This window comes from Ruegeria sp. YKSD163, assembly GCF_059612905.1.
In genome coordinates, this window is sequence record NZ_JBXWRM010000006.1 from 1 (window position 1) to 26,951 (window position 26,951).

Below are 26,951 nucleotides of genomic sequence, written 5' to 3' on the forward strand. Positions count from 1 at the left end.
GGCGACCATCTGACCGGTTCTGCCGACCGGAACCAGCTTTCGGGTCTCGATGGGGACGACTTCCTGTTCGGATACGGCAATATCGACTATCTCAAGGGGGGCGCCGGCAATGACACCATCGATGGTGGTGGGTCTTCGGACTATGCGCTGTTCGATGGCGATCTGGCCGACTACACCCTGACACGGACCGCCGATAACCGCGTGACGGTTGTTGGCCCGGATGGCAACGACAGCCTGATCGACGTGGAATACTTCCGGTTCGACGATCAGGATGTGCGGATCTGGGACCTGCCTTTGGTCTGAGGCTAGGGACCGCATATCAAGACTCGGGCAGGCATGCGCCTGCCCGAGCGCCCCGCAGAAATCGCTACTAGAACTTCCCTCGCGATTTACCGCGATATGTGTTCCTGCCAACCTTGCCCGCAGTCGAGCGGCCACGAGCGCTACAACCGGACGGTCCGGCACGAATGGTTGGACCTCTACATCTTTGAAACCATCGAGGAGGTGCAGCAGATCGCCACCGAATGGCTATGGACCTACAACAACGAACGCCCCAACATGGGCATCGGCGGGGTTACACCCGCCATGAAGCTGAAAATGGCCGCGTGAGTTCTACGGTCGCGCCCCGTTAAAACGGGGAGGATTATCCCTCAATCTACTTAACAAACACCTCGGAAGGTAGAAAATAGTTGATCGTCAATGCTCGATAGGGTGAACAACTGGCACGAAGTTGCAAGCGTATTCAAGTACTCAAGCTAGCCGTTACAAGCACACCCCGGCCCCTTGCCACAGGTATAGGATTTCGAGATGCAACTGTCGCCGCAAGCCTTGCCCTTACCCCGCATTCCCCAAGTAACCTGCAGATTGCACGAACGTCCGCTCCATCTAAAATCCATCTAAAAACAGGCCCGGGTCATGCTTCTTTGAGGGCGAGGCATCAGCGCTAGGTCTCTATTCCACCATTGCCGCGAAATCTTCGGGGGTAATAATTCGCAGTTCTTGTCCGCTCGCTATTTTCTTTTCGGCGTCCTGCAGCTTTTTTGATTTGTCCTGTCCTGCTGCGAATTTAGAAGGGTCGGCGTCACCGCTAACAAGAATTGTTACATTCTTTCCGACAGTTGATTTGTTTTCGAAACCAACAGAAGCAGCAAGCGCGATTGCTTCTGAACGGACAATGTTCATCGTTCCGGTAAAGCAAATGGCTTGCCCGAAGAACTCGCCGTCAGGGTTGATCTCAGGTTTTTCTAAACTTCGTTGATGGTAGGCTCTGCGCCGCATTGCGGCAGCATCCATCGAGATTTTTTCGAAAAGCTCGTCTTGGCTAATGGAGAGGCGTTCTGCGGCCTTCATCAGGACTTGCGCCGCTGCTTTTGCGTCTGCAAGCGCATTGTGATGCTCGAACTCGATTCCTAGAACTTTGGTTATTTTTCCTAGGCTGTAGCCCTTTTGGCGATATTCATCCCAAGCGAGTTTCACTGCACGGGCGCTGTCATGGAATTTGAGGGATGACCAGTCAATGCCGTGCGCTTCGGCTGCTTTCCGAGTAGCTGTTCGGTCAAAAGGCATATGGCAGACTACCCGACTCGCGTCCTCGCCTAGCCATTCTCGCAACATCGTCAACGCTTCCCCCGTTAGAGGGGAGTGTTTCACGTCTTGCGCGCTAATGCCGTGGATATAGGTATTCCAGAAATCACCTTGAGGATTTGCCAAGGTGTAAAATTCGTCCGTAGGAAGGCCGTTGCGATAGCGTATCGCTCCCACAGAGCAGATTGATGCATAGTCAGGGTTGGCGGTTTCAACATCTATTACGGCAAAATCCATCATGTCTGTATGCGTCCGGTGTGACTACGGTTGATTATTTTTGTTGGAAGTTCCATGGCATCATGTCTTCGATGCGTTTTGAGTTGTGGTCTTGCATGCGCTCAAAGACCCAAGTGAGCCATGCATTAGGATTGACGCCATTCATGCGGGCGGTCTCGATCAGAGTATAGGCCACGGCCGCGATGAAATCCACAAGGCGCGCAAGCTAAGGGGGGGGTCAAATCTCTGGGGCCTTCAAGGCGGCAACCCGCGCGATAGGCGCATGCGAAATATCATCCGCGAAAAAGGGGGTGGGGGGGTGAAGCGACCTTGGTGCAAAATACAAGCTACCCCGCTTCTGGAACCAGATGTCGCACAGAGTAGCATCCAAGCGAAAACTATTTGGCGGGCCTTTTGGCGGGTATAGTTCGCCAATCTTAAATTTAACCAATAATTTCAATGCTATATGGCGGACAGTGAGGGATTCGAACCCTCGAGACGGTTCCCCGCCTACACACTTTCCAGGCGTGCGCCTTCGACCACTCGGCCAACTGTCCGTGACGGCGTATTTCGACCATCGGGCCGAGATTTGCAAGGGGCTTTTTCCCTTTGTCGCTAACCGTCCAGATGCAGATAGACGCGGCGGTTTTGGCGGCCCTTCTTTTCGATCTTGCCCAGCCGGATCGTCCCGATCTCCCCGGTGCGGGCCACGTGGGTCCCGCCACAAGGTTGCAGATCGACCTGATCGTCCGCCTGCCCAATCCGCACCAGCCGCACCCGACCGCTGCCGCGCGGCGGCGAGACCGACATGGTCTTGACCAGCGCCGGGTTGGCATCGAGTTCTTCATCGGTGATCCAGTCCTCGGTCACCGGCAAGTTGCGGTCGATCAGCGCCTGCAACGCCTGTTCCAGCGCTTCCTTGTCCTCGGGCGCATCGGGCATGTTGAAGTCAAGCCGCCCTTTACCGGCCGCAATCGCGCCGCCTGAAACCTCAAGTGGGATGACCACCGACAGGAGGTGAAGCGCGGTATGGACTCGCATGTGGGCGTGGCGGCGGTCCCAGTCGAGATGCTGCGACACCTCGGTTCCCACGGCGGGCGGCATCGCACCCTCGGCCGGGATCAGCGCGATGGCGCCGTCGCCCGCTTTGATCGCCGTTTCGACCGCCATCTCACCCCCGCCCCAGCGGATCCACCCGCTGTCACCGGGTTGGCCGCCGCCGGTGGCATAGAACAACGAACGGTTAAGGATCACACCGCCCTCTTCGGTCAGGCCCGTTACCCGCGCCGGGGCCTCGCGCCGATAGGCGTCCTGCATGAACAGCGGTTCAGTAGTCATCTCCGGTGCCTCCATCCATGTCGGTCTCGGTCAGCATGGCAGGCGGGGTCTCGGTCGTCGGCTCGACCGCAGCCTGTTTTGCCGCAGCTTTCCCGGTCAGCGCCTCGGGATTGCGCAGCCAGATGTCACGCTGGGCAAAGGGTATCTCGATCCCCTCTTCCACGAATCGTCGGTTGATCTCGTGGTTCATGTCGGACTTGACCGACAATGCCCAGTTCACGTCGCGCAATATCGCCCGGATCTCGAAATCGAGCGAATCCGCGCCAAAGCGCTGGAACACCACGCTGGGGGCAGGATTGGCCAGCACCATCGGATGCGCCTCGGCGATCTCGCGCAGGACCGCTTCGACCTTCTGGGTGTCGGTCCCATATGCCACGCCCACCGGTACGATCACGCGGCCCACCGTATTGCCACGGGTATAGTTGGTCACGCTGCCACTGATCAGGTCCGAGTTGGGGATGATCACATCGGTGCGGTCAAAGGTTTCGATCCGGGTCGAGCGGACCGAAATGTCGCGCACATAGCCCATTTTCCCGTTCACATCGATCCAGTCACCCTTGGAGATCGGCCGTTCGATCAGCAGGATGATACCGGAGACGAAATTCGACACGATGGTCTGAAGACCAAAACCGATCCCGACCGACAGCGCACCGGCGACAATCGCCAGAGAGGAGAGATCGAAGCCCGCCGTGGTGATCGCCAAAAGCGCGGCCAGAAAGATGCCCAGATACCCGGTCCCGGCCACGATGGCGTTCTGGCCACCCGGATCAAGCCGCGTCTTTGGCAGCAACGAATTTCGCAAACCCCCCTGCAACAGCCGGGTGACGGTGTAACCGATGGCAAAGACCAGCGCGAAGGTCAGGAAATTCGACGGAGAAATGACCACTCCGCCGATATCGAACCCCATCATGATGCGCGACCAGATCTCGGTCAGCTCTGCCTCGCGCGCACCCCAATAAAGCGCCAGAAGCGGCAGCGCCAGGATTGCCAGCAGGAAACCGAGGATCACGGAGAAGAGCGAATCCCCCGCCTCGTCGCCCTTGCGGGTCAGCCAACCATAGACATTGGTCAGAAAGCGCTGGACGATCACCAGCACCGCAATCAGCGCCAGTGTCTTGACGGCCGGATAGACCAGCGCCTCGGCGGCACTGTTGTAGCCGAACATCGCCAGTACCGGCGAGGCGATGCCCAGCAGGTAGAGAGCACGCCGCAAGAACTCGACTATTCGGCTGAACCCCGAACCGCCGCGCGCGGCCTCGGTGCTGTCCACCGTGCCTTCATTGACCGGACGCTGCGCACGCACCCGCTGTAGTCGGAGCAGCAGAAGCGCGGTCATGACGATCACCGGAAAACCGGCCACCGCGCGCGTCGCCTCAGGGATATTCTCAAGCCGCTCGAACAGCACGATCAGGTCGTGCAGCACCAGCATCACGGCCAGAAGGTCGACACACAACCGCGTCACCCGCACCTGCGACTGGCTCAGATAACGAAAACCGGTATTGGCGTTGAACAGATAGACCTGTCGCCCAATCCAGTTGAAATACAAAATCGCGGCCGCCCAATAAGGCACCTGGTCAAGCATCAGTGCTCCGCGCAGGCCGGTAATGTCCATCATCTCAAGCGCCTGGACCAGGAACATGACACCGACCCAGGGGATCAGGATCCTGAGCAGCGACACCACGAAAGACCAGACACCGGTTCCGACGCCTCCCAGCGAGCGCAGGAAGTCGCCCGCCTGCTCCGACCATCTACGGCCTCGCGCAAGGAGAACCAGCCCCACGACACTCAAGAGCAGAATGCCCGGGCCGTTGCTTTTAAGCCGTTCGCGCACCACGTCCGAGCGCATGTTGAACGCGACCTCATTGGCCAGCGCCGTCATCGCCTGATTTAAGTCCTTCCACGCATCCGGCCAATATTCGGGATTGAGCGGTGACGGCCCGCGTTTGAGCAATTCCTTGGTGTCGCGCGCCCGCACGATGCGGTCGATCTCGTTGATCAGGCCATTTGCGCGGCTATAAGCCTCTTCCGAGATGATGCGCGGCACGGTCAGCTTGGCGAGTTGATCGTTCAGATGCGCGCGCAGCCGGGCGATGTCCTCGGCCTCGCTCTCGCCGTCAGAGGGCTTGGGCCCCAGCGCTGCGATCTGTGCCTCCAACGTCTTGATCCGGTCCGAATTCTCGCCCCGAACCCGGTTGAAGGTATCCCGGTAAGATCTTACCTCGGCTCGCAATTGCTCGAATGCGGCCTGCGAGGCACGGTTGAGTTTGATAACCTCCTCCGCGCGCTCGGCGGTGCGTACCCATCGGTCGTAATAGGCACGACCCTCGTCGGTCAACTGGGCCGAGAGCGCGGTCGCCGTCATCAGCAGCAACGCGGTGAGCAAAGACCGCAACACCTGGCCCATCTTCATGTCAGACGTCCTCGAACACGCCCGGGATCGAACTGGGCGCTCGGGTCATCCAGTCGGGCACGGGCAGGTTCTTCTCGCGCAGGAAATCCGGGTTGAACAGCTTGGACTGGTAACGGGTTCCATAGTCGCACAGCATGGTGACGATGGTATGACCCGGCCCCATCTCGCGCGCCATGCGCACCGCGCCAGCGATGTTGATCGCGGTCGACCCGCCCATCACCAGCCCCTCCTGCCGCAGCAGGTCAAAGATATAAGGCAGCGCCTCGGCATCAGGCACCTGATAGGCAAAATCGGGTTTGAACCCTTCGAGGTTCCGGGTGATCCGCACTTGGCCGATCCCCTCGGCGATCGAGCCGCCCTCCATCGCCAGTTCACCGGTGGTGTAATAGCTATAGAGCCCCGCCCCCATCGGGTCGGCCAGCGCGATCTTGACCCCCTTGGGTTGCAACGCCTCGGCCACGCCCGCCAGCGTACCGCCCGAGCCCACCGCCGCGACAAAGCCGTCAACCTTGCCGTCGGTCTGCTCCCAGATCTCGGGGCCGGTGGTTTCCACATGGGCCTGCCGGTTGGCGATATTGTCGAACTGGTTGGCCCAGATGGCGCCATTGGGTTCGGTTTTGGCCAGCTCGCGCGCCAGACGCTCGGAATAGCGCACGAAATTGTTGGGATTGCGATAGGGCGCGGCAGGCACCTGCACCAGCTCGGCCCCTGCGAGGCGGAGCATGTCCTTCTTTTCCTCGGACTGGGTCTCGGGGATCACGATGACGGTCTTGAACCCCATGGACGCGCCGACCAGCGCCAAGCCGATACCGGTGTTTCCGGCGGTGCCTTCGACAATCGTGCCGCCCGGCTGAAGCTCGCCACGCGCGATGGCGTCGCGGATGATGTAGAGCGCGGCGCGATCCTTGACCGACTGGCCCGGGTTCATGAACTCGGCCTTGCCGTAGATCTCGCACCCGGTCTCTTCGCTGACCCGGCGCAGCCGGATCAGCGGGGTATGTCCAACGGCCTCGGCCAGATCGCGTGCAATACGCATGTCGCCCTCACAAACTTGTCCTGTTGCGCCCGATGTAGCCCTGCGCGCCCCCGACCTCAAGCGAGGAACGGCGCGCGGGCGCGATCAGCCACGCAGACGGTCGCGATGCCGCGCCAGCCAATTGGCCACTGCCACCAGGCCCAGATCCTTGATTTGCTGGGTGTCGATCAGTTCCATCAGCGCATCAAAGGTCAGGATATGCGTGCGGATATCCTCGCCCTCACTCTCCAGCCCGCCACTGTCGGTTACCTCGGAAATATCGGCCAGGGCGACGAAGAGATGGGCGAATTGTGTCGACGACCCGCACGAGGAATAGGCCCTGCCCGCCGGTTCCAGACGATGCGCCGTCAGATGCGCTTCTTCCAGCAACTCGCGTTCCGCCGCCTGTTCCGGGGTTTCGCCCGGATCGATCATGCCGGCGACCGCCTCCAGCATCCACGGGGCGGGATCGCCGATCATGTAGACCGGCACGCGAAACTGTTCGACCAGCAGCACCCGGTCGCGCCGTGGATCATAGGGCAACACGATGGCCACCTGCCCGGTGACCAGCGCGCCACGGTTCAACAACTCGCTCATCGTGCCGTCATTGCGGCGAAAGCGCAGATCCAGCTCGTCCAGGCCAAAATAGTTCACATAAGCCCGTTCATGGCGCTCGACCACGACGTCGCGTGCAAGATCGCGGTCGGGATCGGCCGGCCGCGCCGCCGCCGCCAGCCGCGCCGCCGCGCGCAGCCGGATCGCCGGAAAACTGCGCGCAATCTGCTCCGGGGTCAGGCGGCCATGGAAATCCATCACCTCGGCCGCCGCATGCAGGCTGAGCGGCCCCCATTGCGCGACCCACTCTTCCAGCTGCCATGGCGCATCAGGCGTCCAGAGCCCCTCTTTCGGAAAGAAGACCTGCGCGGCGGCATGGGACCCGTCCGCCAGGGTGACGTCGACATGGCGCAGATCGTAGTCGAAGCCACCCTCGTAGAAATTCAGCCGGTCCAGTTGCAGCGGCGTCAGGCCCCGCACCAGCAGGCCTTCGGCCCGTACACCGGGCGCGGCCTCGATCATCGGAAAGGACTCATCGCGGACGCCGAACACCGCGTGATCGGCCAGGCTGGCCGGCATGATATCCGGCAGCGGATCGGCCTCTCCCAGAACGAGCTTCAGCAGCGGCGCGTGGCGCAGCGTGCCATAAAAGAACAAATCACTCACGGGATGTATCTATCCTTCGATGAAAATGAAGTCAGCGCCACCGTTTCCAGGCAATATCGGTGGCCAGGCCGGACAGGACCGCCCCAATCAACAGAGTTATCAAAATATGCGGCACCAGCAGGGCGGTTCCGAATTCGACCCCCTCTTCGAAAATTGCCAGTACCGCGTCGAACGGGCCGTCATAGCGATTGCGCATGGCCAACCGGAACATCTCGTAAGCGCCGTGTACGAACAGCCCCCAGAACAGCAACGCCCCCACCCCGGTAAGCCCGTTGTTGATGCCACCGACGAAACCGCGCCCCGCCCGCGGCCCCATCACGATCCAGCCGCAAAGCACGCCCAACCCGGAATTCACCCAGTTGAAATAGCCGAAATCGGTTCCCTCGGGCAGTTGCGGCTTGACCTGTTCGGACACGACAAATGCCAGCAGGGCCAGGCAAAGGGCGGCGACAAGGCGGGCGGCTGTAGGCATGGCGGATCGGTCTCAGCTTTGGTTCGGACGTGCCACCGTCATCTGTGTCACATCGCAGGTGCCGGTGTCAAAGGCCGCTCCACAGGACGTGAGGTAGAAATTCCACATCCGCCGGAACCGGTCGTCAAAGCCGAGTTCCGCCACCTGATCCCATTTGTCGTTGAAGGTCTCGTACCAGCGTCTAAGCGTCAGGTCATAACTTTTGCCGAACTCCTTGGAATGCACGAAATCCAACCCCGCCCGCGCCACCTGCTCGCGCAGAATACGCGGTGCTGGCAGCATGCCGCCGGGAAAGATGTATTTCTGGATGAAATCTACCCCGTTGCGATAGATCTCCCAGCGCCGATCCGCGACGGTGATGATCTGCAACGTCGCCCGCTTGCCCGGTTTCAGACGCGCGCGCAGCGTGTCGAAATAGACCGGCCAGTATTTCTCGCCCACCGCCTCGAACATCTCGATCGAGGCAATGCCGTCATAACTGCCACGCTCGTCGCGGTAATCCTGCAACTTGAACTCGACTTGCTCGGAAAGCCCCGCCTTTTCAATCCGCTCCCGCGCAAACTTGATCTGCTCCTGACTGATCGTCAGCCCGGTTACCCGCATCCCGCGCTCGCGCGCGGCATATTCGGCGAAGCCGCCCCAGCCACAGCCGATTTCAAGGATGTGATCACCCGGTAGTGCGCCCATCTCGTCAATCAGGCTGGCATATTTTGCCTCCTGCGCCTTTTCCAGACTCTCTTGCCCCGTCTCGAACAGGGCGCTGGAATAGGTCATCGTCTCGTCCAACCAGAGCCCGTAGAACTCATTACCCAGGTCGTAATGGTACGAAATGTTTTTCTTGGCCTGTTTGCGGTGGTTGCGTTGTAGCCAGAATCGCAGCCGTTCATAGGCACGGGCCAGGAACTGGCCGGTAAACCCGTCATAGACGGTCTCGTTGCCCTGATGTACCAGATCCATGAAGGCGCGTAGGTCCGGCGTGCTCCATTCCTGCTCGAGGTAGGCGTCGGAAAAGCCCAGTTCACCCTCGCGGATCAGGCGGGCAAACACATCGGTATCGTGGATATCGACACGGGCCACCGGGCCGGGTTCGGCCCCCTCGGACCGGAACACCCGCCCATCCGGCAAGGCAATGTCGAGCCGACCGGCCTCCATCCTGGCAAGCATCTGCATTACCTGAGGAAAATATCTGGGCAGGCCCTCCTGCCCCTCTGTTGACGTCAGGATCATCCGCCCCTCCCCGTTGCGGTTCGATCGACAGGTTAGGACGCGATGCCGACTCAGGCAAGTTTTCCGTCGGTGTCCCGCTGAAAGGCGCCGGAATAGGCCTCAAGTGCCCGTTTTCGCCCCAGATCTAGGGGCACCACCGGCGCCGGATAGGCCGCATCGGGCCGCAGGCCCCAATGGCGGGGCACTGCGTCGAAATAGGCAAGCGCCGTCTCGGAAGGCTCCCTCTCACCCTCGGCAATCCAGCGTCGGCGATAGCGGCCATCGGCATCGAACTTCTGTGCCTGTGTCTCCGGATTGAAGATGCGGAAATAGGGTGCGGCATCCGGCCCGCAGCCCGCCACCCATTGCCAGCCCATTGCATTGGCCGCCGGATCCCAGTCGGTCAGGCAATCGGCAAACCAGTCCATCCCCAGTTTCCAGTGTATCATCAGATGCTTGGTCAGGTAACTTGCGGCGATCATCCGAGCGCGGTTGTGCATACGCCCGGTCACATACATCTCGCGCATGGCGGCATCGACCAGCGATATGCCGGTACGCCCGCGCGTCCAGGCGACAAAGCCGGGATCGGTTCGCTCGGCACTCCACGGAAACGCCTCCCAGCCCGGACGCCAGTTGTCGCTGAGCAGGTGTGGCGTGTGATACATCAGGTGATAGGCAAAATCGCGCCAGACCAGTTGCTTCATCCAGGTCTCGGCACCAGCGGCGCCCTGCCGTGCTGCCTCGGTCGCGCGATGCCAGAGGGTGCGCGGCCCGATCTCTCCCAGGCTGAGCGCATCCGACAGGGTCGAGGTGCCCTCGCCAGCGGGAAGGTCGCGACATTTGGCATAGCCGCCGATCCCTGTTTCGACGAACCGGTCCAGACGCTCCAGCGCCGCCGCCTCTCCGGGCGCCTGATGGGGGGCAACAACTGCCGCGCCCCGGCGCATCGGCGCATCCAGCCGCCAGTCGGACAGCGCATCGGATCCCGGCCATGTCGAAGGCGCACGAAGGCGCGCGGGCGCGGGATCGGGCACGGCAACCTCGCGCTGGCTGACCGCCCGCCAGAAGGGCGTATAAACCTTGTAGAAACCACCTGCCCCGGTCTCGACCGTCCAGGGTTCGAACAGCAGCGCGCCGCGAAACGAGCGTGCCTCGATCCCCGCCTGTTTCATCGCAGCCTTGACCGCGCTGTCACGGGTGATGGCCTGGGGGGTATAGTCGCGGGTCCACCAGACAGACCCAGCGCCGGTCTCGGCAATCAGCGCCTGCAAGACCTCCAGCGCCGGGCCACGCCGCAGGATCAGCCGGCTGCCGATCTCGCCCAGCGTGGCGCCAAACCGCGCCAGCCCAAGGCCCAGCCGGAACGCGGGCGCCGCTCCCAGTTCCGACACCGTCTGGTCATGGATGAACACCGCTATCACGGGGCGCCCGCTGGCTGCGGCGGCGGTCAGGCCGGGATGATCGGCAAGGCGCAGATCGCGCCGCAGCCAGTACAGGATCGGTCGGGTTTCGGTCACGCAATTCTCCGTCTCATCAAAGGTTTTACGAGACGAAAGCGATCCCGGATCACAACACCCGGTCGAGCGCCTCGATCAGCTGCGCGATCTCGTTCTTGCTGGTGTAATGGGTGAAGCTGAGCCGCAGAACGCCCTGCGTCGGATCGACCCCCATCGCCCCCAATGGGCGCACCGCATAGAAATCGCCACCCCCTGCCATGATGCCGTATTGCGCCAGTTCCGCCGCCACCGGCTCCGCCGGGCGGTTCAGCGCCAGCGCCACCGTCGGTGCGCGTCCCTCGGCCCGGTCCGGGCCAAGCAGGCGCACCGAGTTGCGCGCCGACACCGCATCGAGCAGCGGTTGCAGCAACTCCACCTCATGCGTGCGCATCAGGTCGTGCACCGCCGCCCCGCGCGCCGCAGCATCGGTATCGGCAACCCCGTGATGGGTAGCCAATTGGTCAACATAATCGGCCATGCCCGCACAGGCCGCCACCTGCGCGTGATCGGGTCCTGCCGGGGTAAACCGTTTGTACAGAACTTCGGCGTTGAAATAATGCCCCTGATTGGGCAGCAACTCGCCAAGCGGGCGGCGGATCACCATCAGCCCCTGATGCGGACCATAGGTCTTATAGGCAGAGAACAGGTAGATGTCAGGACCCAGCTCGCCGACATTGGGAAAGCCGTGGGGTGCATATGACACCCCGTCGACACAGACAAAGGCACCAGCGGCATGAGCAATCGCGGTGATCTCGGTCACCGGGTTGATCTCGCCAACCACGTTGGAACAATGCGGAAAACAGACCAACCGCACCGTCTCGTCCAGCAGGTCCTCCAGATCCTCGGGGTTGAGATGCCCGGTTTCCGGGTCGATCTGCCATTCACGCACATCGACCCCCGCCTCGGCCAGCCGTCGCCAGGGACCGGAATTGGCCTCGTGATCCTGATTGGTGACGATGATCGCCTCGCCCGGCTGCATCCATTGGCGGAACGCCTGGGCCAGAACATAAGTGTTCTGCGTGGTCGAGGGGCCAAAGCTCAACTCGTCGGTCTCGACCCCCAGGATCGCAGCCATGCGCGCCCGCGCCTCGTCCATCTCGGCGCCTCCCAGCCGACTTGCGGCATAGGGCGCATAGGGCTGCACCTTGCGCTGGGTATAGAACCGGGTCAGCCGGTCGATCACCGGCTGACAGGTATAGGACCCGCCCGCATTTTCGAAAAACGCCTGACCGTTCAGCGACGGCTCGGCAAATGCGGGAAACTGCTTGCGGACAAAATCGATATCCAGCGCCATCTTGACCCTCTTTTCTGCTGGCAAATGGATGCCTTCTGACTGGGGCGGGGTCAAGTCACTCCGCTGATGACAGGATATGTCTACATGCCGGGCGATACAGCCCTCATCGCAAGCAATGAGGTAAGACGATGAGCTACAAACCCGCGCATTTCCTGGTCTGGGGCGAACTGCCCGTGACCGACATGGAGCGCAGCCTGGCGTTCTATCAGACCGTCACCGGTGCAGAACTGAGCATCGACACCAGCGGCCCGAACCCGATGGCGGTGTTCAAACCCGCCAATACCGAAACCGGCGTGGCCCTGCATCTTTATCCCGGCAAACCCGCGGGCGACGGGCGCGGCCCGACCCTGCACCTTGCGGCCAAGGGTGCGCTGGAACAGACCATGGCCCGCGTGACCGAAGCCGGTGGCGAGGTACTCTCGCCCGCCATCCCGCTCCCGGCCGGACGGTTCTTTTACGCCAAGGACCTCGACGGCAATTCGGTGGGCTTCTTCGAAACCGCCGCTGCCTGACAAGGAGAGGCCCCCGGAATTTCCCCCGGGGGTCTCTTACCATTCACACCGGATCAGGCGTTGACGTCGACGACCACGCGGCCCTGGACCTGACCCTTGAGGATATCGGCCCCCAGCTGCGGCAAATCCGACAGGGTGGCGGGCCGGATCATCGCCTCAAGCTTGTCCATCGGCAGATCGCGGGCGATCCGCTCCCAAGCCCGAACCCGATTGTCATAGGGCTGCATGACCGAGTCGATACCCAACAGGTTGACCCCGCGCAGCAGGAAGGGGATCACGGTAGCAGGCAGGCCCGCGCCCCCGGCCAGACCGACAGAGGCGACCGAGGCGCCGTATTTCATCTGGCCCAGCACCCGCGCCAGCATGGCGCCGCCCACCGCATCGACACAGCCCGTCCAGGTCTCGGATTCCAGCGGGCGTTTCACGGTCTCGTTGATCTCTTCACGCGCCACGATCTGGGTGGCACCCAGCGATTTCAGGTAATCGGCGGTCTCGGGCCGCCCGGTGACCCCGGCCACCTCATAGCCCAGATGAGCCAGGATCGCAGTCGCGACAGAGCCGACACCGCCCGCGGCGCCGGTCACCAGAACCGGCCCATGGCCCGGTGTCAGGCCGTGATCCTCCAGCGCCATCACCGCCAGCATGGCGGTGAAGCCAGCAGTGCCCACCGCCATCGCGCGACGGGTATCCAGCCCCTCGGGCAGCGGCACCAGCCAGTCGGCGCGCACATTGGCCTTCTGGCTGTAACCGCCCCAATGCGCCTCGCCAACGCGCCAGCCGGTCAGCACCACCTTGTCGCCGGGCTTGTAGCGCTCATCGGACGAGGCCTCGACCGTGCCGGCAAAATCAATCCCCGGCACATGCGGATATTTGCGCACCAGCCCGCCGCCCGGCCCGATGCACAGACCGTCCTTGTAGTTGACCGTGGAGTATTCGACCGCCACCGTTACCTCGCCTTCGGGCAAATCCGCCAGCGACAATTGCTTGACTGCGGCCTGCGTCTTGCCGCTCTCTTCGTCCTTGTCGACCACCAAAGCATTGAACATCTGATCACTTCCTTCCCAGAGGTGTTTTCCTCTTGCCAAAAAAATCCCGGGGGAGCCGCGGCCTGCCGCGGCGGGGGCAGCGCCCCCCTTCTAACGCCAGAACCCCTCGCGCACCGTAACCGGTCGCATGCCGTCGGGTGTCTCCACCTCCATCGTGCTGCCGGGCGCCCAGTGGCTGCGATCCACCATGCCGATCGCGACATTCACGCCGAATTCAGGGGAATGGATCGCAGACCCCACCTGCCCCATCCGGCGACCGTCGGCCAGCAGCGGCCAGGCATCCTGACAGGGCGGGATATCGCCACCGATCACCAGCGCCCGGATCTGACGCGCCGGTCCGTTCTTGGCTTGTTCGGCCAGAGCCGCCTTGCCGATATAGTCCTCGGGAGAGTTGCAGAACTTGCCCAAACCGCATTCATAAGGCGTGTTCTCACGGGTCATGTCGTTGCCATAGCTCAAAAGCCCGCTTTCGACACGTTCGATGTTGTTGGGGCAACCCGCCCGCACGTTCAGGTCCTCGCCCGCTGCAAACAGCGCGTTCCAGAGCGGCATGCCCAGTTCCGACCCCTCGACATAGATTTCAAAGCCGCCCTGTTTCGACCAGCCAGAGCGCGCCACCACCAGCTCGACCCCCTGAAAGGCCAGCCGCTTGTAGCGGAAAAAGCGGATATCGCGCACCGTATCGCCAAAGACCCGCGCCATCAGATCGTCCGCCTTGGGGCCCTGGACAGCCAGCGGCGACACATCGGGCTCCTCGATCTCGACATCAAAGCCCCGGGCGATGGCAATCCCCAGCGCAAATTGCAGCAGATCTCCGTCAGCCAGCGACAGCCAATAATGATCGGCGGCCAGTTTCACCGCCACCGGGTCGTTGAGCATGCCACCGCGATGATCGACCGTCGGCACGTAGTAGCACTGATCATCGGCCATCCGGTCCATGTCGCGCGGGCTGATCAGCTTCATCAGCCGCAGCGCGTCGGGTCCCTTGATGCTGACCTGCCGTTCGCAGGCCACATCCCAAACCTGCACATGCTGCTTCAGATGCGCGCAGTCCGCTTGCAGACTCTCGAAAACCGTGGGCAGCAGCATGTGATTGTAGACCGTGTAGCCTTTGACACCGGCGGCCTCGACACCGTCGGAGAAAGGAGTGCGCCGGACCCGGCGGGACGGGAAAATGCTTGCCATGCTCAGACCTCCAGATGAGCGTTCATGGATGTGGGCCAAACAAGTGCGCATACGGTGACACGGCGGTGATCCGCCGGCTTGCCCGCGCCGCGATACCCGGTCCCGGCTCTTGCCCTCGGCCGACTCACGTCCTAGGGTCTAAATGTCAGACTTTTAAATGTCAGACAAATGATTTCTCGCCGGTCGCGTGCCGGCTCCGATAACGTGCAGGGCCTTGAATATGCGGATCGACCCCAACAGCGCCACCGATCTTCCGGTTCAGATCGCGCAGGCAATCAAGGATGCAATCGTGTCGGGTGCACTGATCGTGGACGAGCGCCTGCCATCCGAGGCGGAACTGTCCGAACAGTTTCAGGTGTCGCGCCCCACGGTGCGCGAGGCCCTGAAGCGGCTGGCGGCACAATCGCTGATTCGCACCCAGCGCGGTGCATTTGGCGGCGCCTTCGTGAACCGGCTGAGTTTCGAGGATGCACAGGCGCAGCAGATCACCACCTCGACCCTGCTGCTGTCGATGAACGCAGTCAGTTTTGACACTGCCTGCGAGGCGCGGTTCGCGTTGGAACGCGCCTGCGCACCTCTGGCCGCGGAACGACGTAGCGCAGCACATCTGGCCACGATGCGAGACGAGATCCGGCGTCAAGGGGCGCCCGACCTCAGCGACGAGGCGTTCTGCGCATCGGACGTGGCCTTTCACCGGGCGCTGGTCGATGCGGCTGCCAATCCGGTGCTGTCCTATCATCTGGCGGGCGCGGTCGAGGCGATGCAGCCGCTCATGAACATGATCACCTTTACCGCGCGCTCGCGCAGCACCATCGTGTCGCTGCATGAACGGATCGCCGAGGCGATCGAAACAGGGAATGCGGCGCAGGCTGACACCGCGCTGGCAGAGCTGATGCACTATACGATGTCGCTCAAGGATGATGTCATGGCGGCCCGCGCGGCGGCGCGGTCTTAACCGCGCATTTACCCTTGCCGGGCAAATTCGGGGCATGTTCGCCTCAACCAACCCATTCTCCCCCGAAATCTGGCTCCGGGATGTCTTTGACTGCAAGGCCGTCACCCATGGTCAGGTGATCCGCCGCAAGACCCGCGATATCGAACGATATGTCGGAATGCAGCGTTTCCTGGACGAGGTCCGCCAGCGCGGTTTTGAGGCGGTGCAGAATCGCGAACAGGTCATCGTCTTCTGCAACAGCGCCCCGATCCGCCGCCTGGTCTGAGCCGTTTTCCGCCCCGGAAAACGGGCTGGCATCCTCGCAGGATGTCGGTTGCCGTTGCAACCGCTGCTGGAGCGACTATATTCAAGCCGTTCCCTCGGGAACTATGGACATAAACGCGCTCGTAATAAGCGGATCGGACCCGGGGGCGGTACCCGGCGGCTCCACCAGATACCCTCGTTGGGGGACCTTGGGGCCGAAACAGGATCGACGGACGTCTAAAGGGGTTAGCTTTGTCTCGGCGGGGTACCACCGTTATCGGTCCGTAAAGCATAATTGCCAACGACAATCGTGCTCCGGTCGCTCTGGCTGCGTAAGCAGTCCGAAACACCGAAATCTAAGCCCTTGCGCCTAGCAGCGTAAGGCGGGGTTCGCAGGTACCTGGCAACAGAAACCTGCACTTTCCCTAAATAAGTCTGTTTTTGATCGGCGTTTCATCGACGTCATTCAGCATTCGTTCACCAATCGGGCGCATTGTGAGGACAGCGACGATGGAGGCTCAGATGAACAAGTCCGAGTTGTTGAAGGAATGGTATGCCCGGGTTTGGGAGCAAGGCGATGTCGATGCGATTGATGATTTCTTTGCCGGCGACACGATGGCCGAGGGACTGATCCCCGAGATGCAGGTGGGCGCCGACGATTTCCGCGAATTCGTTTCGGCCTTTCGCTATCACCTGGGCGATATCCGGGTGGACATCCCCAAGACGATCGAAAACGGCGACTGGCTGTCGGCGATCCTGCATGTGCATACCTCGCGCGCCGACAATGGCGCCCCGATCGAGGTCACGGGTCAGGTGATGGCCCGGTACAAGGGCGGCAAGATCGTCGAGGCCTATAACCAGTTCGACCTGATCTCGCTGTTCGAGCAGCTGGGGCAAATGCCCGCAGACACCCTGCCCATCTGCATGACGGGCCAGCGGCTGGAATGGGCGTGACCGCGCCGCGGCATTGACGCCCTGCCCCCCGACGCGATAGCGAGATGCCGCAGCGCTGCAAATTCCCGATCCGGGTTGCTCAGCACTCTGCACTTGGCGGGATGGCGAGGGGGGCGCTGGCATGACGGCAACTGACGCGCAAGGCGGGGAGGCCGCGACAACCGGGGGGCACCCGCCGCCGTCGCTTGCCCAGTTGACCCGTGTCTTTGGCCGCATCGGCCTGCTCTCCTTTGGCGGGCCGGCGGCGCAGATCGCTCTGATGCATCGCGAACTGGTCGGGGCCCGCGCCTGGCTGGACGAGCAGACCTTTCTGCGCGCATTATCGCTTTGCATGCTGCTGCCCGGCCCCGAAGCCATGCAACTGGCCACCTATGCCGGCTGGCGCCTGCGCGGGGTGACGGGCGGCCTGCTGGCGGGAGCGTTGTTTGTGCTGCCCGGCGCGCTGGTGATCGCCGCGCTGGTGGCAGTCTATGTGCAGGTCGGCACCGTGCCTGTGGTGCAGGCCGGGTTTCTGGGCGTCAAGGCGGCGGTAATCGTCATCGTCATCGAGGCCTTGCGCAAACTGGCGGCACGGGCGCTGACCTCACCGGCAGCCTGGCTTCTCGCAGGGCTCGCCTTCTCGGCGATCTTCGCCTTGTCGCTGCCGTTTCCACTGATTGTCGCCGCGGCGGCGCTCTGGGGATTTCTTAGCACCAAGCCGGGCGTCGCCGGCAAATCCGCCCTGCCACCTCCACCCTTTCGCATCGCCGCAACGTTGCTGGCGCTCTGGCTTGTCCCGCTTGTACTGTTGGACGTCTCGGGTCCGCCCTTGCTGGCCGATATCGGCTGGTTCATGGCCCGGCTCGCCGTGGTCACCTTTGGCGGCGCCTATGCCGTACTGGCCTACATGACACAGACGGTGGTCGACCAATATCACTGGATCACCACGGCCCAGATGATCGACGCGCTTGGGCTGGCCGAAACCACCCCTGGCCCGCTGATCCTGGTCACCCAGTTCGTCGCGATGCTGAGCGCCCATCTGGCCGGCGGTCCGGCGCTGGCGGTCGCCGCGGGCCTGGTTGCACTCTGGGCGACCTTTGTTCCTTGTTTTCTCTGGATTTTCACCGCCGCGCCCTATCTTGACCATATCGCCGGACGTCCCCGCCCAGCGGCTGCGCTGGCCGCGATAACTGCGGCTGTAGTTGGCGTTATCCTGAACCTGTCGCTCTGGTTCGCCATGCATGTGCTGTTCTCCGAGATCTCGGTGCTGCGCGCAGGGCCGGTCGCACTGCCCCTGCCGGACTGGAACAGCCTGGATCCGCTGGCCCTGGCATTGGTCGCGCTGGCAGCGGTCTGGATGATCCCGCTGCGCCGGGGCATGGGCGAGACGGTACTGCTGCTGGCCCTGGCCGGCGCCGGCAGCCATTTCCTCTGACGCGCCCTAACTGCGAAATGCGGCCCGGGATCTCTTTTGTTTCCAGCCGAATCCCCTATGCTGGGCTTCAAGACGGAATGGGGACACTACATGTCGAGAGACATCGACTACGGCAACCTGATGCACACCGCGATGCGCGGCCTGATCAAGACGGTTCTGGCGGATGTGGCACAGCACGGCCTGCCGGGCGCGCATCACTTCTTCATCACATTCGATACCCGGTACGAGGGAGTGCAACTGGCAGACTGGCTGGCCGATCGCTATCCGGGCGAAATGACCATCGTGATGCAGCATTGGTACGAGAATCTCGACGTCGGCGAGGACGGGTTCGCCATCACGCTCAATTTCGGCGACTCGCCGGAACCCCTCTACATCCCCTATGACGCGATCCGCACCTTTGTCGATCCGTCGGTGGAATTCGGCCTGCGTTTCGAAAGCCCGGATTTCGACGAGGATGACGAGGACGATATCGAGGTCGAGGAAGAGCCCGAAGCCCCGAAATCGGATGCCGAGGTGGTGTCGCTGGACAGTTTCCGCAAACCCTGATCCGTGATCGCATCCAAAACGCCCGCCATCCTTGCAAGAATGCGGCAGGCGTTGCGAAACCGGGCTATTGTTTCTGCAAGAATGTCTCGACCGACTTGGCTGGCCGACCGTTCTTGACGCGCGAGAAATTCAGGATCAGCCCGCCCTCGGCAAGGGTCCGGTCGAATTGCTGCATCTCGTATCCGCCGTCATCGGCCACGAACAGCGAGAACACCGTCAGCGTATCGCCCGCAATGCGGCCCCAAACATAGGGCTCTCCCTTCATCGGGTCGAGTTGCACGGTATGGCCGAACACGTTGCGTCGCATCGCGGCGGCATAGACGCCGTCACGCGTGCTGGGCAGAAAATCGACTGAATAGTCGCTTTCCTTTATACGTCCGTCCGGCTTCTGGATGGTGGTTGACCAACTGACGGTGAACCCGTCCTTGGTTTCCTCGATCATCACGTCCATATCGCGCATTTCGGTCGTACCATCGGTGCGCTGAAGCTCGGCACTGCCTTGATAGGTGCCGACAAAGCGGGCCGCCTCTCCGGCAAAGGCATCGGGAACCAGAAGAAGCGAGATCAGCAATGCCAGCGCCAGAACCGGACGTGTCAGGGCGGAAAGAGAGATGGCAGGCATCGGGCGCTCCTTTGTACTGGGGTTTCACGAACATATTACAGGCCGCGCGCGGCGGAACAATGAACGAGTTCACCTCCCCCTCCGATTTGATCGCTGCCGCGCTATACCTTGCCTGCGTCAGACCCTATCTTTGACGGAACAAGGCCACCAGATGGAGATGCAGATGACCGCGACCCGCACCGAGACAGACAGTTTTGGCCCGCTGGAGGTTCCCGCAGACAGGTATTGGGGCGCGCAGACCCAACGCTCGATCCAGAATTTCCCCATCGGGTGGGAGCGTCAGCCCGTTGCCGTCATCCGCGCGCTGGGCGTGGTGAAACAGGCCTGCGCCCGGCGCAACAAGGAAACCGGCGCGCTGGCCCCGGACCTGACCGATGCGATCATCGCCGCCGCGGGCGAAGTTATCGCAGGTCAGTTGGACGACCATTTCCCGCTGGTGGTGTGGCAAACCGGGTCCGGAACGCAATCGAACATGAACGCCAACGAGGTGATCGCCAACCGCGCCATCGAACTGCTGGGCGGGACGCTGGGCAGCAAGGACCCGGTACACCCGAACGACCATGTGAACATGGGGCAATCCTCGAACGACACCTTTCCCACCGCGATGCATGTGGCGGTGGCAATGACCGCTCGCGACGTGCTGTTGCCGGGGCTGCGCGCCCTGCTGGCCGGGCTCGAACAGAAGGCCGAGGAATTCCACGACATCATCAAGATCGGCCGCACCCATACGCAGGACGCGACGCCGCTGACCCTGGGACAGGAGTTTTCGGGCTATGCCCAGCAGATCCGCATGGGGCTGGCCCGGATCGAGGCCGCCTTGCCCGGCATTCATGAGCTGGCCCAGGGCGGCACAGCCGTGGGCACCGGCCTGAATACAAGCGCGGGCTGGGCCGAGGCGGTGGCCGCCAATATGGCCGAGATCACCGGCCTGCCGCTGGTCACCGCGCCCAACAAGTTCGAGGCGCTTGCCGCCCATGACGCCATGGTCTTCCTGTCCGGCGCGCTCGCGACGGTGGCGGGCAGTTGTTACAAGATCGCCAACGATATCCGTTTTCTGGGTTCCGGCCCCCGGTCGGGGCTGGGAGAGTTGATCCTGCCCGAAAACGAACCCGGCAGCTCGATCATGCCGGGCAAGGTCAACCCGACCCAGGCCGAGGCACTGACCCAGGTCGCCGCCCATGTGATGGGCAACGATGCGGCGATCAAGTTCGCAGGCTCGCAGGGGCATTTCGAGCTGAATGTCTATAATCCAATGATGGCCTATAACCTGTTGCAATCCATGCAACTTCTGGGTGATGCGGCAGACAGTTTCACACAGCGGATGCTGCTGGGCATCCGCGCCAACACCGCACGGATCGACCAGTTGATGCGCGAAAGCCTGATGCTGGTCACCGCGCTGGCGCCGACCATAGGCTATGACAACGCCACCACGGTCGCCAAGACCGCGCACAAGAACGGCACCACCCTCCGTGAAGAGGCGGTGCGGCTGGGCTTTGTGGATGGAGAGACCTTTGACCGGGTGGTGCGCCCCGAACAGATGATCGGGCCGCGCGACTGATGGGCAAACCGGTCAACCTCAACCAGTTCCGCAAACAGAAGGCGCGCGCCGAGAAAAAGGCGCGTGCCGATGAAAACGCGGTGAAATTCGGCCGCAGCAAGGCCGACAAACAGCTGGAGCGCGCCCGCGCCGACAAGGCCCGGCGCGATCATGACGGCCACGAGGTCGAGGAATGAGCGGCCGCCCCGTCAAACGTTCGCTGACGCTGCGGGGGCACCGAACCTCGGTCTCGCTCGAGGATGCGTTCTGGCGGGCCTTTCGCGAGATCGCTCGTGAAAAAGACATACCGATCAATGTTCTGGCGGGCGATATCGATGCCGCGCGCGACCCCGAGACCGGCCTGGCCTCGGCCATCCGGGTCTATGTGCTGAACTGGTATCAAAGCAGGCGCTGAACGTGGGTTGACAGCATTAGGACGCTTGACCTAAAACTTCTAGGACATGCATCCTAGAGGTTGGATATGGCACAGGCTCAGACCCGTGAACAGATCGTCACTGCCGCCGATGACCTGTTCTACCGGCAGGGATTCGCGCAGACCTCATTCGCCGATATCGCAGCGGCGGTGGGTATCTCGCGCGGCAATTTCTATTATCATTTCAAGACCAAGGACGAGATCCTGGCCGAGGTGATCCGGCTGCGACTGGCCCGCACCGCGCAGATGCTGGAGAATTGGCAGGGCACCGGCGACAGCCCCCGCGCCCGCATCGCCAGTTTCATCGACCTGATGATCATGAACCGCGCCAAGATCACCCGTTACGGCTGTCCCGTCGGCTCGCTCTGTACCGAACTCAGCAAGCTGGATCACGCCGCGCAGGGGCAGGCCAACGGGCTGTTCACCCTGTTTCGCGACTGGTTGCAGCGTCAATTCACCGAGGCCGGACAGGGCACCGACGCATCCGCACTGGCGATGCATCTGCTGGCCCGCAGCCAGGGCGCGGCCACGCTGGCGCAAAGCTTTCACGACGAAGGGTTTCTGGGCACCGAAGTGGCCGACATGCACCGCTGGCTCGATGACACTCTCTCCAAGACAACTTGAGGAAATCGCCAAATGTTCCTGATATTGCTGAAATTCTCGAACAACAAAGCCCGCGCGCCCGAGTTCATGGCAGGCCATGTGGACTGGCTGAAACAGGGGTTTGAGGCAGGCGTCTTTGATGTTGCGGGCAGCCTTCAGCCGCAACTGGGCGGTGGCATCCTGGCCCGCGCCGCCACCCGCGCCGAGGTCGAGGCCCGCGTCGCCACCGATCCGTTTGTGGCCGAGGATGTGGTGACTGCCGAGATCCTCGAACTCACGCCATCGCGCACCAGCGCCGATTTCGCCTTTCTGCAGCCCGCGGTCGCGGCATGAGCACCACGATCCCCGGCCCCGACGGGCAGCCGCGCTGTCGCTGGTGCAATGCGGCGCCGGAATTCGTCGACTATCATGACCGCGAATGGGGTTATCCGGTGGATGACGACCGGCGCCTGTTCGAAAAGCTCTGCCTTGAAAGCTTTCAATCCGGCCTAAGCTGGCGCACCATCCTCGCCAAGCGCGAGAATTTCCGCGCCGCGTTCGACGGGTTCGACTGGACCCGCATCGCCATCTATGACGACACGGATATCTCCCGGCTGCTGGGCGATGCCGGCATCATCCGCCATCGCGGCAAGATCGAAGCGGTGATCAACAATGCCCGCCGGATGGGCGATCTGCTGGACGAACATGGCAGTCTGGCGGCCTATGTCTGGTCGTATGAACCCAGGCCCGAAGAGATGCCCGAGCCGCAGACGGCCAGCATCATCCCCGCCTCGACCGCGATGTCGAAGGATCTGAAGAAACGCGGCTGGAAATTCGTCGGCCCCACCACGGTGTTTGCCTTCATGCAGGCGATGGGGCTGGTTAATGATCACGCGCACGGCTGCGTCATGCGCGACAAGGCGGCGAGCCTGCGGGCAGACTTCACGCTCCCCGAATGAAAACGGGCCGCGATATCGCGGCCCGGTTCCCGTATTTTGCGGCTCTTACAGCGAGGCGCGATAGATCTTGTCGATATTGCCGCCCAGGGCCGTGTTGAACTCGGCATCCGACTGCTGTTTCGACAGGCCTTCGGTCAGCGCGCGCGAAAACGAGGCGATCATCTTGCCGTTCCGGCTGAGCAGGTCGCAGGCCTGATCGGTGGAATAGCCGCCCGACAGCGCCACCACCCGCACCACGCGGGGATGATCGGCCAGAGCGTCATACAGGTTGGCGGTGCTGGGAATGGTCAGTTTCAGCATCACGTCCTGCCCTTCGGCAAGTGTATCGAGGTTCTTCAGGATTTCCTCCTTCAGCATCTCCTCGGCCTGCGCCTTGGTGGTCGAGTGGATGTTCACCTCGGGCTCGACAATCGGCACCATGCCGGCGGCGATCACTTCGCGCGCCACGTCGAATTGCTGTGCCACCACGGCGGCGATGCCTTCGGCATTGGCCTCGTGGATGACCGAGCGTTCCTTGGTGCCGAAGACGCCTTCGGCCTTGGCCAGGGTCGCGGCCAGGCCCGGAATCGGCTTCATCATCTGCACGCCGTTGGCCTCGTCCTCGAGCCCCTTGTCGATCTTGAGGAAGGGCACCACACCTTTGACGTTCCACAGGTAATCGGCAACGCCACGGCCCTCGATGCTCTCGCCCAGGGTGCGTTCGAACAGGATCGCGCCGATCACCTTCTTGCTGGTGAAATCGTCGGCCAGGATGATCCGGGCGCGCATGCGCTGGATCTCGGCGAACATCTCTTCCTCGGAGCCGTATTGCGCCGCGTCCACACCATAAAGCGCCAGCGCCTTGGGGGTCGAGCCACCGCTCTGATCCAGGGCCGCAATGAAGCCCGCGCCATTTGCCATCTGTTCGCGCATTTGTGCCTTGGACATAAGTCTTTCCCGTCTAATGATTCCGTTTGGCACCGCATACAGTATGGCAAACGCGGATGGTAGGATGTTAGCGCTCAACCACCCGCAGCCAGATACCATCCGCCGCCCGCACGGTCAGATGCGCCACCGGAACCGGCTCGCGCCCCGCGATCCGCTCGAACCGGAACCGCCGCAGCAGCATCGACAGGATCAGCGGCCCCTCGACCATGGCGAACCCGGCCCCGGTGCAAACGCGCGACCCGGCCGAAAACGGCATATAGGCCGTGCGCTGGCAGGTCTTGCCATTCTCGGTCTGCCAGCGGGCCGGGTCGAAGTCGTCGGGTCGATCCCACAGGCGTTCGTGCCGGTGCAGGTGCCAGGGGCTGAGTACGATCTGCGCGCCCTTGGGCACATCGCGGTCGCGGAACCGCTCGGGGCAGGTCGTCTCGCGCACCATCATCGGCACAGGCGGATACAGGCGCAGCGCCTCGCGGAACACATCGCGGCTGAGGCGCAGTTTCGACATCACGCTGAAATCTGCGCCGCTGTCCAGCGTCCGCGCCTCCTCGGCCAGTTTCTCCTGCCAGTCGGGATAAAGCGCCATCAGATACAGCGTCCAGGCAAGCGCCGAGGCGCTGGTTTCGTGCCCGGCAAGGAAAAAGATCGCCACCTGATCGACCATCTCGTCAGTGTCGAACCGGTCGCCGGTCTGCGGGTCGGTGGTGGTCATGATCTTGGTGGCCAGATCGTCGGGCGCGGTGCCGGCGCGGATTTCGTCCATCCGGGTATCTGTCAGCTGCCGGATCAGCCCCCGGATCACCGCCGCGTTCCGTCGGGTCTCGCGCGAATGGAACCGGGGCACCCAGCGCGGCACCGGCACAAATGCCGCAAGGTTCAACAGCGGCTGCGCCCGCTGATAGGCCCGGAACCGGGTGAACACCTGCGCCGCCACCTCGTGCTCGATCGGGATCGAGAACAGGGTGCGGAAGATCACGTCCGCCGCCGCGTGGCTGGTGACCTCTTCGATCTCGGTCTCCTGCCCGGCCTGTGCCGCCAGCCGGTTCACCGCCGCCTCGGACGCCGCCCACATGGCGGGAAAGGTATCGCGCAGGCGCCCGCCCTCGAATGCCGGGTCGATGATGCGCCGCTGGCGTTTCCAGGTCTCGCCATTGGTCAGAAAGACGGAATTGCCCAACAGCGGCCGCAACCCCTCGCTGATGCGGTTGGATTTGGGAAAATCATCAGGCCGTCCCTTCAGCACCGTGTCCACCAGATCGGGTTGGTTCACCAGGTAAGACCGGAAGAAGGGCGTGCGGAACTCGGCCATCCAGGCGCGGTACAGCCGCGCGGGCTGCGCCGACAGCAGGTCCTGGCGGAATAGTTTCAGATACCGCCAGAGCGAGACCTTGTCCGGGCGCGCGGGGGGTTTGGGCGGGATCATGACGCGCCTATGTCGGTATATTTGCTCACCGCCCGCTCGATCCGCGATTTCGACGGCGCCCGGTCGCGATAGCGCGCGGCCAGCGTCTGCGGCCCGGCAGTGATGCGGAAATAGTCGTAATCTCCCACCTGATCGAAGGCGCAGAGATACTGGAAATGCAGCCGAAAGAAACGCCAGCGCAGCTCGGCCCAGCGGGCCGGACTCAGCGTCTGGGTAAAGGCGGCTGACAGCACCAGCGGCCAGCGCTTGCCCGTCGCCGGGGCAACCCCGCTGACCGCCACAGGATCGCACAGCGCGAATGCACAGCCATCGCCGGGGGCCGAGACATCGACCCAGGCCAACTCGTTGCGGGTGCAGAGGTAATGCAGATCGGCGCGCAGCCGCTGCGCCTCGGGCAGGAAGGACACCATCGGCACCACCTGCCCCAGGGTCAGAAACCCCAGCGCCGGACCATCGGCGGGCACCCTGCCCGCCCGGATCAGATCGGCGAGCACAGACACACCCACATGCGCGCCCGAGGAATGGCCCACCACCAACACCTCGTCCACATTCCTGGCCAGTGCTCCGGCGATACGGTCGGTGAAATCACCGATCCGCACCTCCAGCTCGGGCGGGTTGGCGCCGCGCCAGCGCGCCGAATAGGCATAGTCATGCATCAGGTAATAGGCAAAGAACGTGCCATCCTTGGATCGAAACCAGCGCAGCAGATAGACCCCCGCCGACAGCCCCAGCACAAGACCGATCAACGCGACCCATGGCAGGCCGGTCAGCCCGCCCAGCCGCCAACCCAGCCAGACCAGCAAGAGCGCGGCGAACAGCTGTGCCAGCAGCATCCCCACCGGGTAAAGCGCGGCGATCACCGGCCCTTTCCTCAGCCGCATCAGCCGCCACAGCACGCCCGAGGCGATATAGGTCCAGGCGGTGCGTGCCAGCTGCGCATAGGTGGCCGGGATCGTGTTCGACATGCTGCCGCGCACGATATCGGACCAGACCAGCACCTCCACATCCGCCTCGACCGCCACGCCCGCCTGTTCGGAGCTGACATGCCAGCCATAAGGGCCCTTGGTGGTCTTGGGCTTGAGCGTGACGGAATATCCCGAGATCCGCGCCTGCTCGGCGCTTTCCTTGCGATAAAGCTCGCGGTAGCGGCGGGGATGAATCGGGTCGTAACCGGGGATATAGAACACCCGGCGTTGGCGCACCTGACCTGCGGATGGAACACTGCTCATGGCTCGACCTCTTTGGGCCAAGCCTAGCCGATCACTGGGGCAAGATTAAGCCCACGCGGTGACAATCCTGCTGCTTCTTTCTGGTTGAAAATACTCTCGGGGGGCGGCGGGCCAAGGGCCCGGCGGCGGGGGGCA

28 protein-coding genes, 1 tRNA gene, 1 other RNA gene and 2 pseudogenes are annotated in these 26,951 nt (G+C 62.7%); 15 read left to right on the forward strand and 17 right to left on the reverse strand.

Annotated features, from left to right (window positions below; all coding sequences use genetic code 11):
- Both AC2FNA_RS09625 and AC2FNA_RS09630 read left to right on the forward strand, forming a co-directional pair.
- Nucleotides 1-303, forward strand: a pseudogene (locus tag AC2FNA_RS09625) (hypothetical protein); the annotation flags it as partial.
- A 135-nt stretch (nucleotides 304-438) separates the two neighbouring features.
- A pseudogene (locus AC2FNA_RS09630) lies at nucleotides 439-609 on the forward strand (integrase core domain-containing protein); the annotation flags it as partial.
- A gap of 342 nt (nucleotides 610-951) precedes the next feature.
- Here AC2FNA_RS09630 and AC2FNA_RS09635 read toward each other — a convergent pair.
- From AC2FNA_RS09635 to AC2FNA_RS09685, 11 genes are all read right to left on the reverse strand, one after another.
- Nucleotides 952-1,824, reverse strand: coding sequence for an exonuclease domain-containing protein (locus tag AC2FNA_RS09635; protein WP_496826007.1), 873 nt, complete (start codon nucleotides 1,822-1,824; stop codon nucleotides 952-954).
- A 31-nt stretch (nucleotides 1,825-1,855) separates the two neighbouring features.
- On the reverse strand, nucleotides 1,856-2,014 hold the full coding sequence (locus AC2FNA_RS09640) for a transposase domain-containing protein (protein WP_496826009.1): 159 nt from the start codon (nucleotides 2,012-2,014) through the stop codon (nucleotides 1,856-1,858).
- A 253-nt stretch (nucleotides 2,015-2,267) separates the two neighbouring features.
- Nucleotides 2,268-2,357, reverse strand: a tRNA-Ser gene (locus tag AC2FNA_RS09645).
- Between the two features lie 58 nt (nucleotides 2,358-2,415).
- Nucleotides 2,416-3,138 carry an alanyl-tRNA editing protein gene (locus AC2FNA_RS09650; RefSeq protein WP_496826011.1) on the reverse strand — a complete coding sequence of 241 codons (723 nt, stop codon included), beginning with the start codon at nucleotides 3,136-3,138 and terminating at the stop codon, nucleotides 2,416-2,418.
- Nucleotides 3,128-5,542 carry a DUF3772 domain-containing protein gene (locus tag AC2FNA_RS09655; RefSeq protein WP_496826376.1) on the reverse strand — a complete coding sequence of 805 codons (2,415 nt, stop codon included), beginning with the start codon at nucleotides 5,540-5,542 and terminating at the stop codon, nucleotides 3,128-3,130. The genes AC2FNA_RS09650 and AC2FNA_RS09655 overlap by 11 nt, the downstream gene beginning before the upstream one ends.
- Nucleotides 5,543-5,549: 7 nt before the next feature.
- Nucleotides 5,550-6,584, reverse strand: a complete 1,035-nt coding sequence (locus AC2FNA_RS09660) for a cysteine synthase A (protein WP_234136613.1) — start codon at nucleotides 6,582-6,584, stop codon at nucleotides 5,550-5,552.
- 84 nt (nucleotides 6,585-6,668) lie between these two features.
- A complete protein-coding gene (locus AC2FNA_RS09665; protein ID WP_496826013.1) occupies nucleotides 6,669-7,784 on the reverse strand; it encodes an NUDIX domain-containing protein in 1,116 nt (371 codons plus the stop codon).
- A 31-nt stretch (nucleotides 7,785-7,815) separates the two neighbouring features.
- Entirely contained in the window at nucleotides 7,816-8,256 is a 441-nt protein-coding gene (locus AC2FNA_RS09670) for a TrgA family protein (protein WP_234144088.1), read from the reverse strand.
- A 12-nt stretch (nucleotides 8,257-8,268) separates the two neighbouring features.
- Nucleotides 8,269-9,483, reverse strand: a complete 1,215-nt coding sequence (locus tag AC2FNA_RS09675; protein WP_496826016.1) for a class I SAM-dependent methyltransferase — start codon at nucleotides 9,481-9,483, stop codon at nucleotides 8,269-8,271.
- Between the two features lie 50 nt (nucleotides 9,484-9,533).
- A complete protein-coding gene (locus tag AC2FNA_RS09680) occupies nucleotides 9,534-10,979 on the reverse strand; it encodes a cryptochrome/photolyase family protein (protein WP_496826018.1) in 1,446 nt (481 codons plus the stop codon).
- A 49-nt stretch (nucleotides 10,980-11,028) separates the two neighbouring features.
- Complete coding sequence (locus AC2FNA_RS09685) at nucleotides 11,029-12,252, reverse strand: aminotransferase class V-fold PLP-dependent enzyme (RefSeq protein WP_496826020.1); 1,224 nt, start codon at nucleotides 12,250-12,252, stop codon at nucleotides 11,029-11,031.
- A gap of 128 nt (nucleotides 12,253-12,380) precedes the next feature.
- On the opposite strand from AC2FNA_RS09685, the gene AC2FNA_RS09690 reads away from it, so the two are divergent.
- Entirely contained in the window at nucleotides 12,381-12,764 is a 384-nt protein-coding gene (locus AC2FNA_RS09690; protein ID WP_496826022.1) for a VOC family protein, read from the forward strand.
- A 53-nt stretch (nucleotides 12,765-12,817) separates the two neighbouring features.
- On the opposite strand, the gene acuI is transcribed toward AC2FNA_RS09690, so the two are convergent.
- Both acuI and AC2FNA_RS09700 read right to left on the reverse strand, forming a co-directional pair.
- Nucleotides 12,818-13,810: an acryloyl-CoA reductase gene (gene acuI / locus AC2FNA_RS09695; protein WP_496826024.1), complete on the reverse strand. Its 993-nt coding sequence runs from the start codon at nucleotides 13,808-13,810 to the stop codon at nucleotides 12,818-12,820.
- 90 nt (nucleotides 13,811-13,900) lie between these two features.
- Complete coding sequence (locus AC2FNA_RS09700) at nucleotides 13,901-14,995, reverse strand: dimethylsulfoniopropionate demethylase (protein ID WP_496826026.1); 1,095 nt, start codon at nucleotides 14,993-14,995, stop codon at nucleotides 13,901-13,903.
- Nucleotides 14,996-15,215: 220 nt separating this feature from the next.
- Here AC2FNA_RS09700 and AC2FNA_RS09705 point away from each other — a divergent pair, with 220 nt between their 5' ends.
- The 6 genes from AC2FNA_RS09705 (at nucleotide 15,216) to AC2FNA_RS09730 (ending at nucleotide 19,107) form a co-directional block, all read left to right on the forward strand.
- Nucleotides 15,216-15,950, forward strand: a complete 735-nt coding sequence (locus tag AC2FNA_RS09705) for a FadR/GntR family transcriptional regulator (protein ID WP_496826028.1) — start codon at nucleotides 15,216-15,218, stop codon at nucleotides 15,948-15,950.
- A gap of 34 nt (nucleotides 15,951-15,984) precedes the next feature.
- Entirely contained in the window at nucleotides 15,985-16,215 is a 231-nt protein-coding gene (locus AC2FNA_RS09710; protein WP_496826029.1) for an aspartate aminotransferase, read from the forward strand.
- 50 nt (nucleotides 16,216-16,265) lie between these two features.
- Nucleotides 16,266-16,614, forward strand: a transfer-messenger RNA (tmRNA) gene (gene ssrA / locus AC2FNA_RS09715).
- Nucleotides 16,615-16,715: 101 nt separating this feature from the next.
- Complete coding sequence (locus AC2FNA_RS09720; RefSeq protein WP_496826031.1) at nucleotides 16,716-17,147, forward strand: ester cyclase; 432 nt, start codon at nucleotides 16,716-16,718, stop codon at nucleotides 17,145-17,147.
- Between the two features lie 121 nt (nucleotides 17,148-17,268).
- Nucleotides 17,269-18,561 carry a chromate efflux transporter gene (chrA, locus tag AC2FNA_RS09725; protein ID WP_496826033.1) on the forward strand — a complete coding sequence of 431 codons (1,293 nt, stop codon included), beginning with the start codon at nucleotides 17,269-17,271 and terminating at the stop codon, nucleotides 18,559-18,561.
- 90 nt (nucleotides 18,562-18,651) lie between these two features.
- Nucleotides 18,652-19,107, forward strand: a complete 456-nt coding sequence (locus AC2FNA_RS09730) for an SspB family protein (RefSeq protein ID WP_496826035.1) — start codon at nucleotides 18,652-18,654, stop codon at nucleotides 19,105-19,107.
- 64 nt (nucleotides 19,108-19,171) lie between these two features.
- Here the strand turns inward: AC2FNA_RS09730 and AC2FNA_RS09735 are convergent, their stop codons facing one another.
- Nucleotides 19,172-19,729, reverse strand: coding sequence for a hypothetical protein (locus AC2FNA_RS09735; protein ID WP_496826037.1), 558 nt, complete (start codon nucleotides 19,727-19,729; stop codon nucleotides 19,172-19,174).
- 163 nt (nucleotides 19,730-19,892) lie between these two features.
- On the opposite strand from AC2FNA_RS09735, the gene fumC reads away from it, so the two are divergent.
- From fumC to AC2FNA_RS09765, 6 genes are all read left to right on the forward strand, one after another.
- Entirely contained in the window at nucleotides 19,893-21,287 is a 1,395-nt protein-coding gene (gene fumC, locus AC2FNA_RS09740; protein WP_496826039.1) for a class II fumarate hydratase, read from the forward strand.
- Nucleotides 21,287-21,463, forward strand: a complete 177-nt coding sequence (locus AC2FNA_RS09745) for a DUF4169 family protein (RefSeq protein WP_496826040.1) — start codon at nucleotides 21,287-21,289, stop codon at nucleotides 21,461-21,463. Before fumC ends, AC2FNA_RS09745 begins: the two co-directional genes overlap by 1 nt.
- A complete protein-coding gene (locus tag AC2FNA_RS09750; protein WP_496826042.1) occupies nucleotides 21,460-21,681 on the forward strand; it encodes a ribbon-helix-helix domain-containing protein in 222 nt (73 codons plus the stop codon). The genes AC2FNA_RS09745 and AC2FNA_RS09750 overlap by 4 nt, the downstream gene beginning before the upstream one ends.
- A 66-nt stretch (nucleotides 21,682-21,747) precedes the next feature.
- Nucleotides 21,748-22,323 (forward strand): TetR/AcrR family transcriptional regulator, encoded by a 576-nt coding sequence (locus AC2FNA_RS09755; protein WP_496826378.1) that lies wholly within the window; start codon nucleotides 21,748-21,750, stop codon nucleotides 22,321-22,323.
- Between the two features lie 12 nt (nucleotides 22,324-22,335).
- Nucleotides 22,336-22,635: a YciI family protein gene (locus AC2FNA_RS09760; protein ID WP_496826044.1), complete on the forward strand. Its 300-nt coding sequence runs from the start codon at nucleotides 22,336-22,338 to the stop codon at nucleotides 22,633-22,635.
- Nucleotides 22,632-23,240, forward strand: a complete 609-nt coding sequence (locus tag AC2FNA_RS09765; RefSeq protein WP_496826046.1) for a DNA-3-methyladenine glycosylase I — start codon at nucleotides 22,632-22,634, stop codon at nucleotides 23,238-23,240. The genes AC2FNA_RS09760 and AC2FNA_RS09765 overlap by 4 nt, the downstream gene beginning before the upstream one ends.
- A 45-nt stretch (nucleotides 23,241-23,285) precedes the next feature.
- Here the strand turns inward: AC2FNA_RS09765 and AC2FNA_RS09770 are convergent, their stop codons facing one another.
- The 3 genes from AC2FNA_RS09770 to AC2FNA_RS09780 all read right to left on the reverse strand — a co-directional run bounded on the left by AC2FNA_RS09770 (nucleotide 23,286) and on the right by AC2FNA_RS09780 (nucleotide 26,816).
- Nucleotides 23,286-24,167: a fructose bisphosphate aldolase gene (locus AC2FNA_RS09770; RefSeq protein ID WP_496826048.1), complete on the reverse strand. Its 882-nt coding sequence runs from the start codon at nucleotides 24,165-24,167 to the stop codon at nucleotides 23,286-23,288.
- Between the two features lie 67 nt (nucleotides 24,168-24,234).
- Nucleotides 24,235-25,587: a cytochrome P450 gene (locus tag AC2FNA_RS09775; RefSeq protein ID WP_496826050.1), complete on the reverse strand. Its 1,353-nt coding sequence runs from the start codon at nucleotides 25,585-25,587 to the stop codon at nucleotides 24,235-24,237.
- Complete coding sequence (locus tag AC2FNA_RS09780; RefSeq protein ID WP_496826052.1) at nucleotides 25,584-26,816, reverse strand: hypothetical protein; 1,233 nt, start codon at nucleotides 26,814-26,816, stop codon at nucleotides 25,584-25,586. The genes AC2FNA_RS09775 and AC2FNA_RS09780 overlap by 4 nt, the downstream gene beginning before the upstream one ends.
- Between the last annotated feature and the right edge of the window lie 135 nt (nucleotides 26,817-26,951).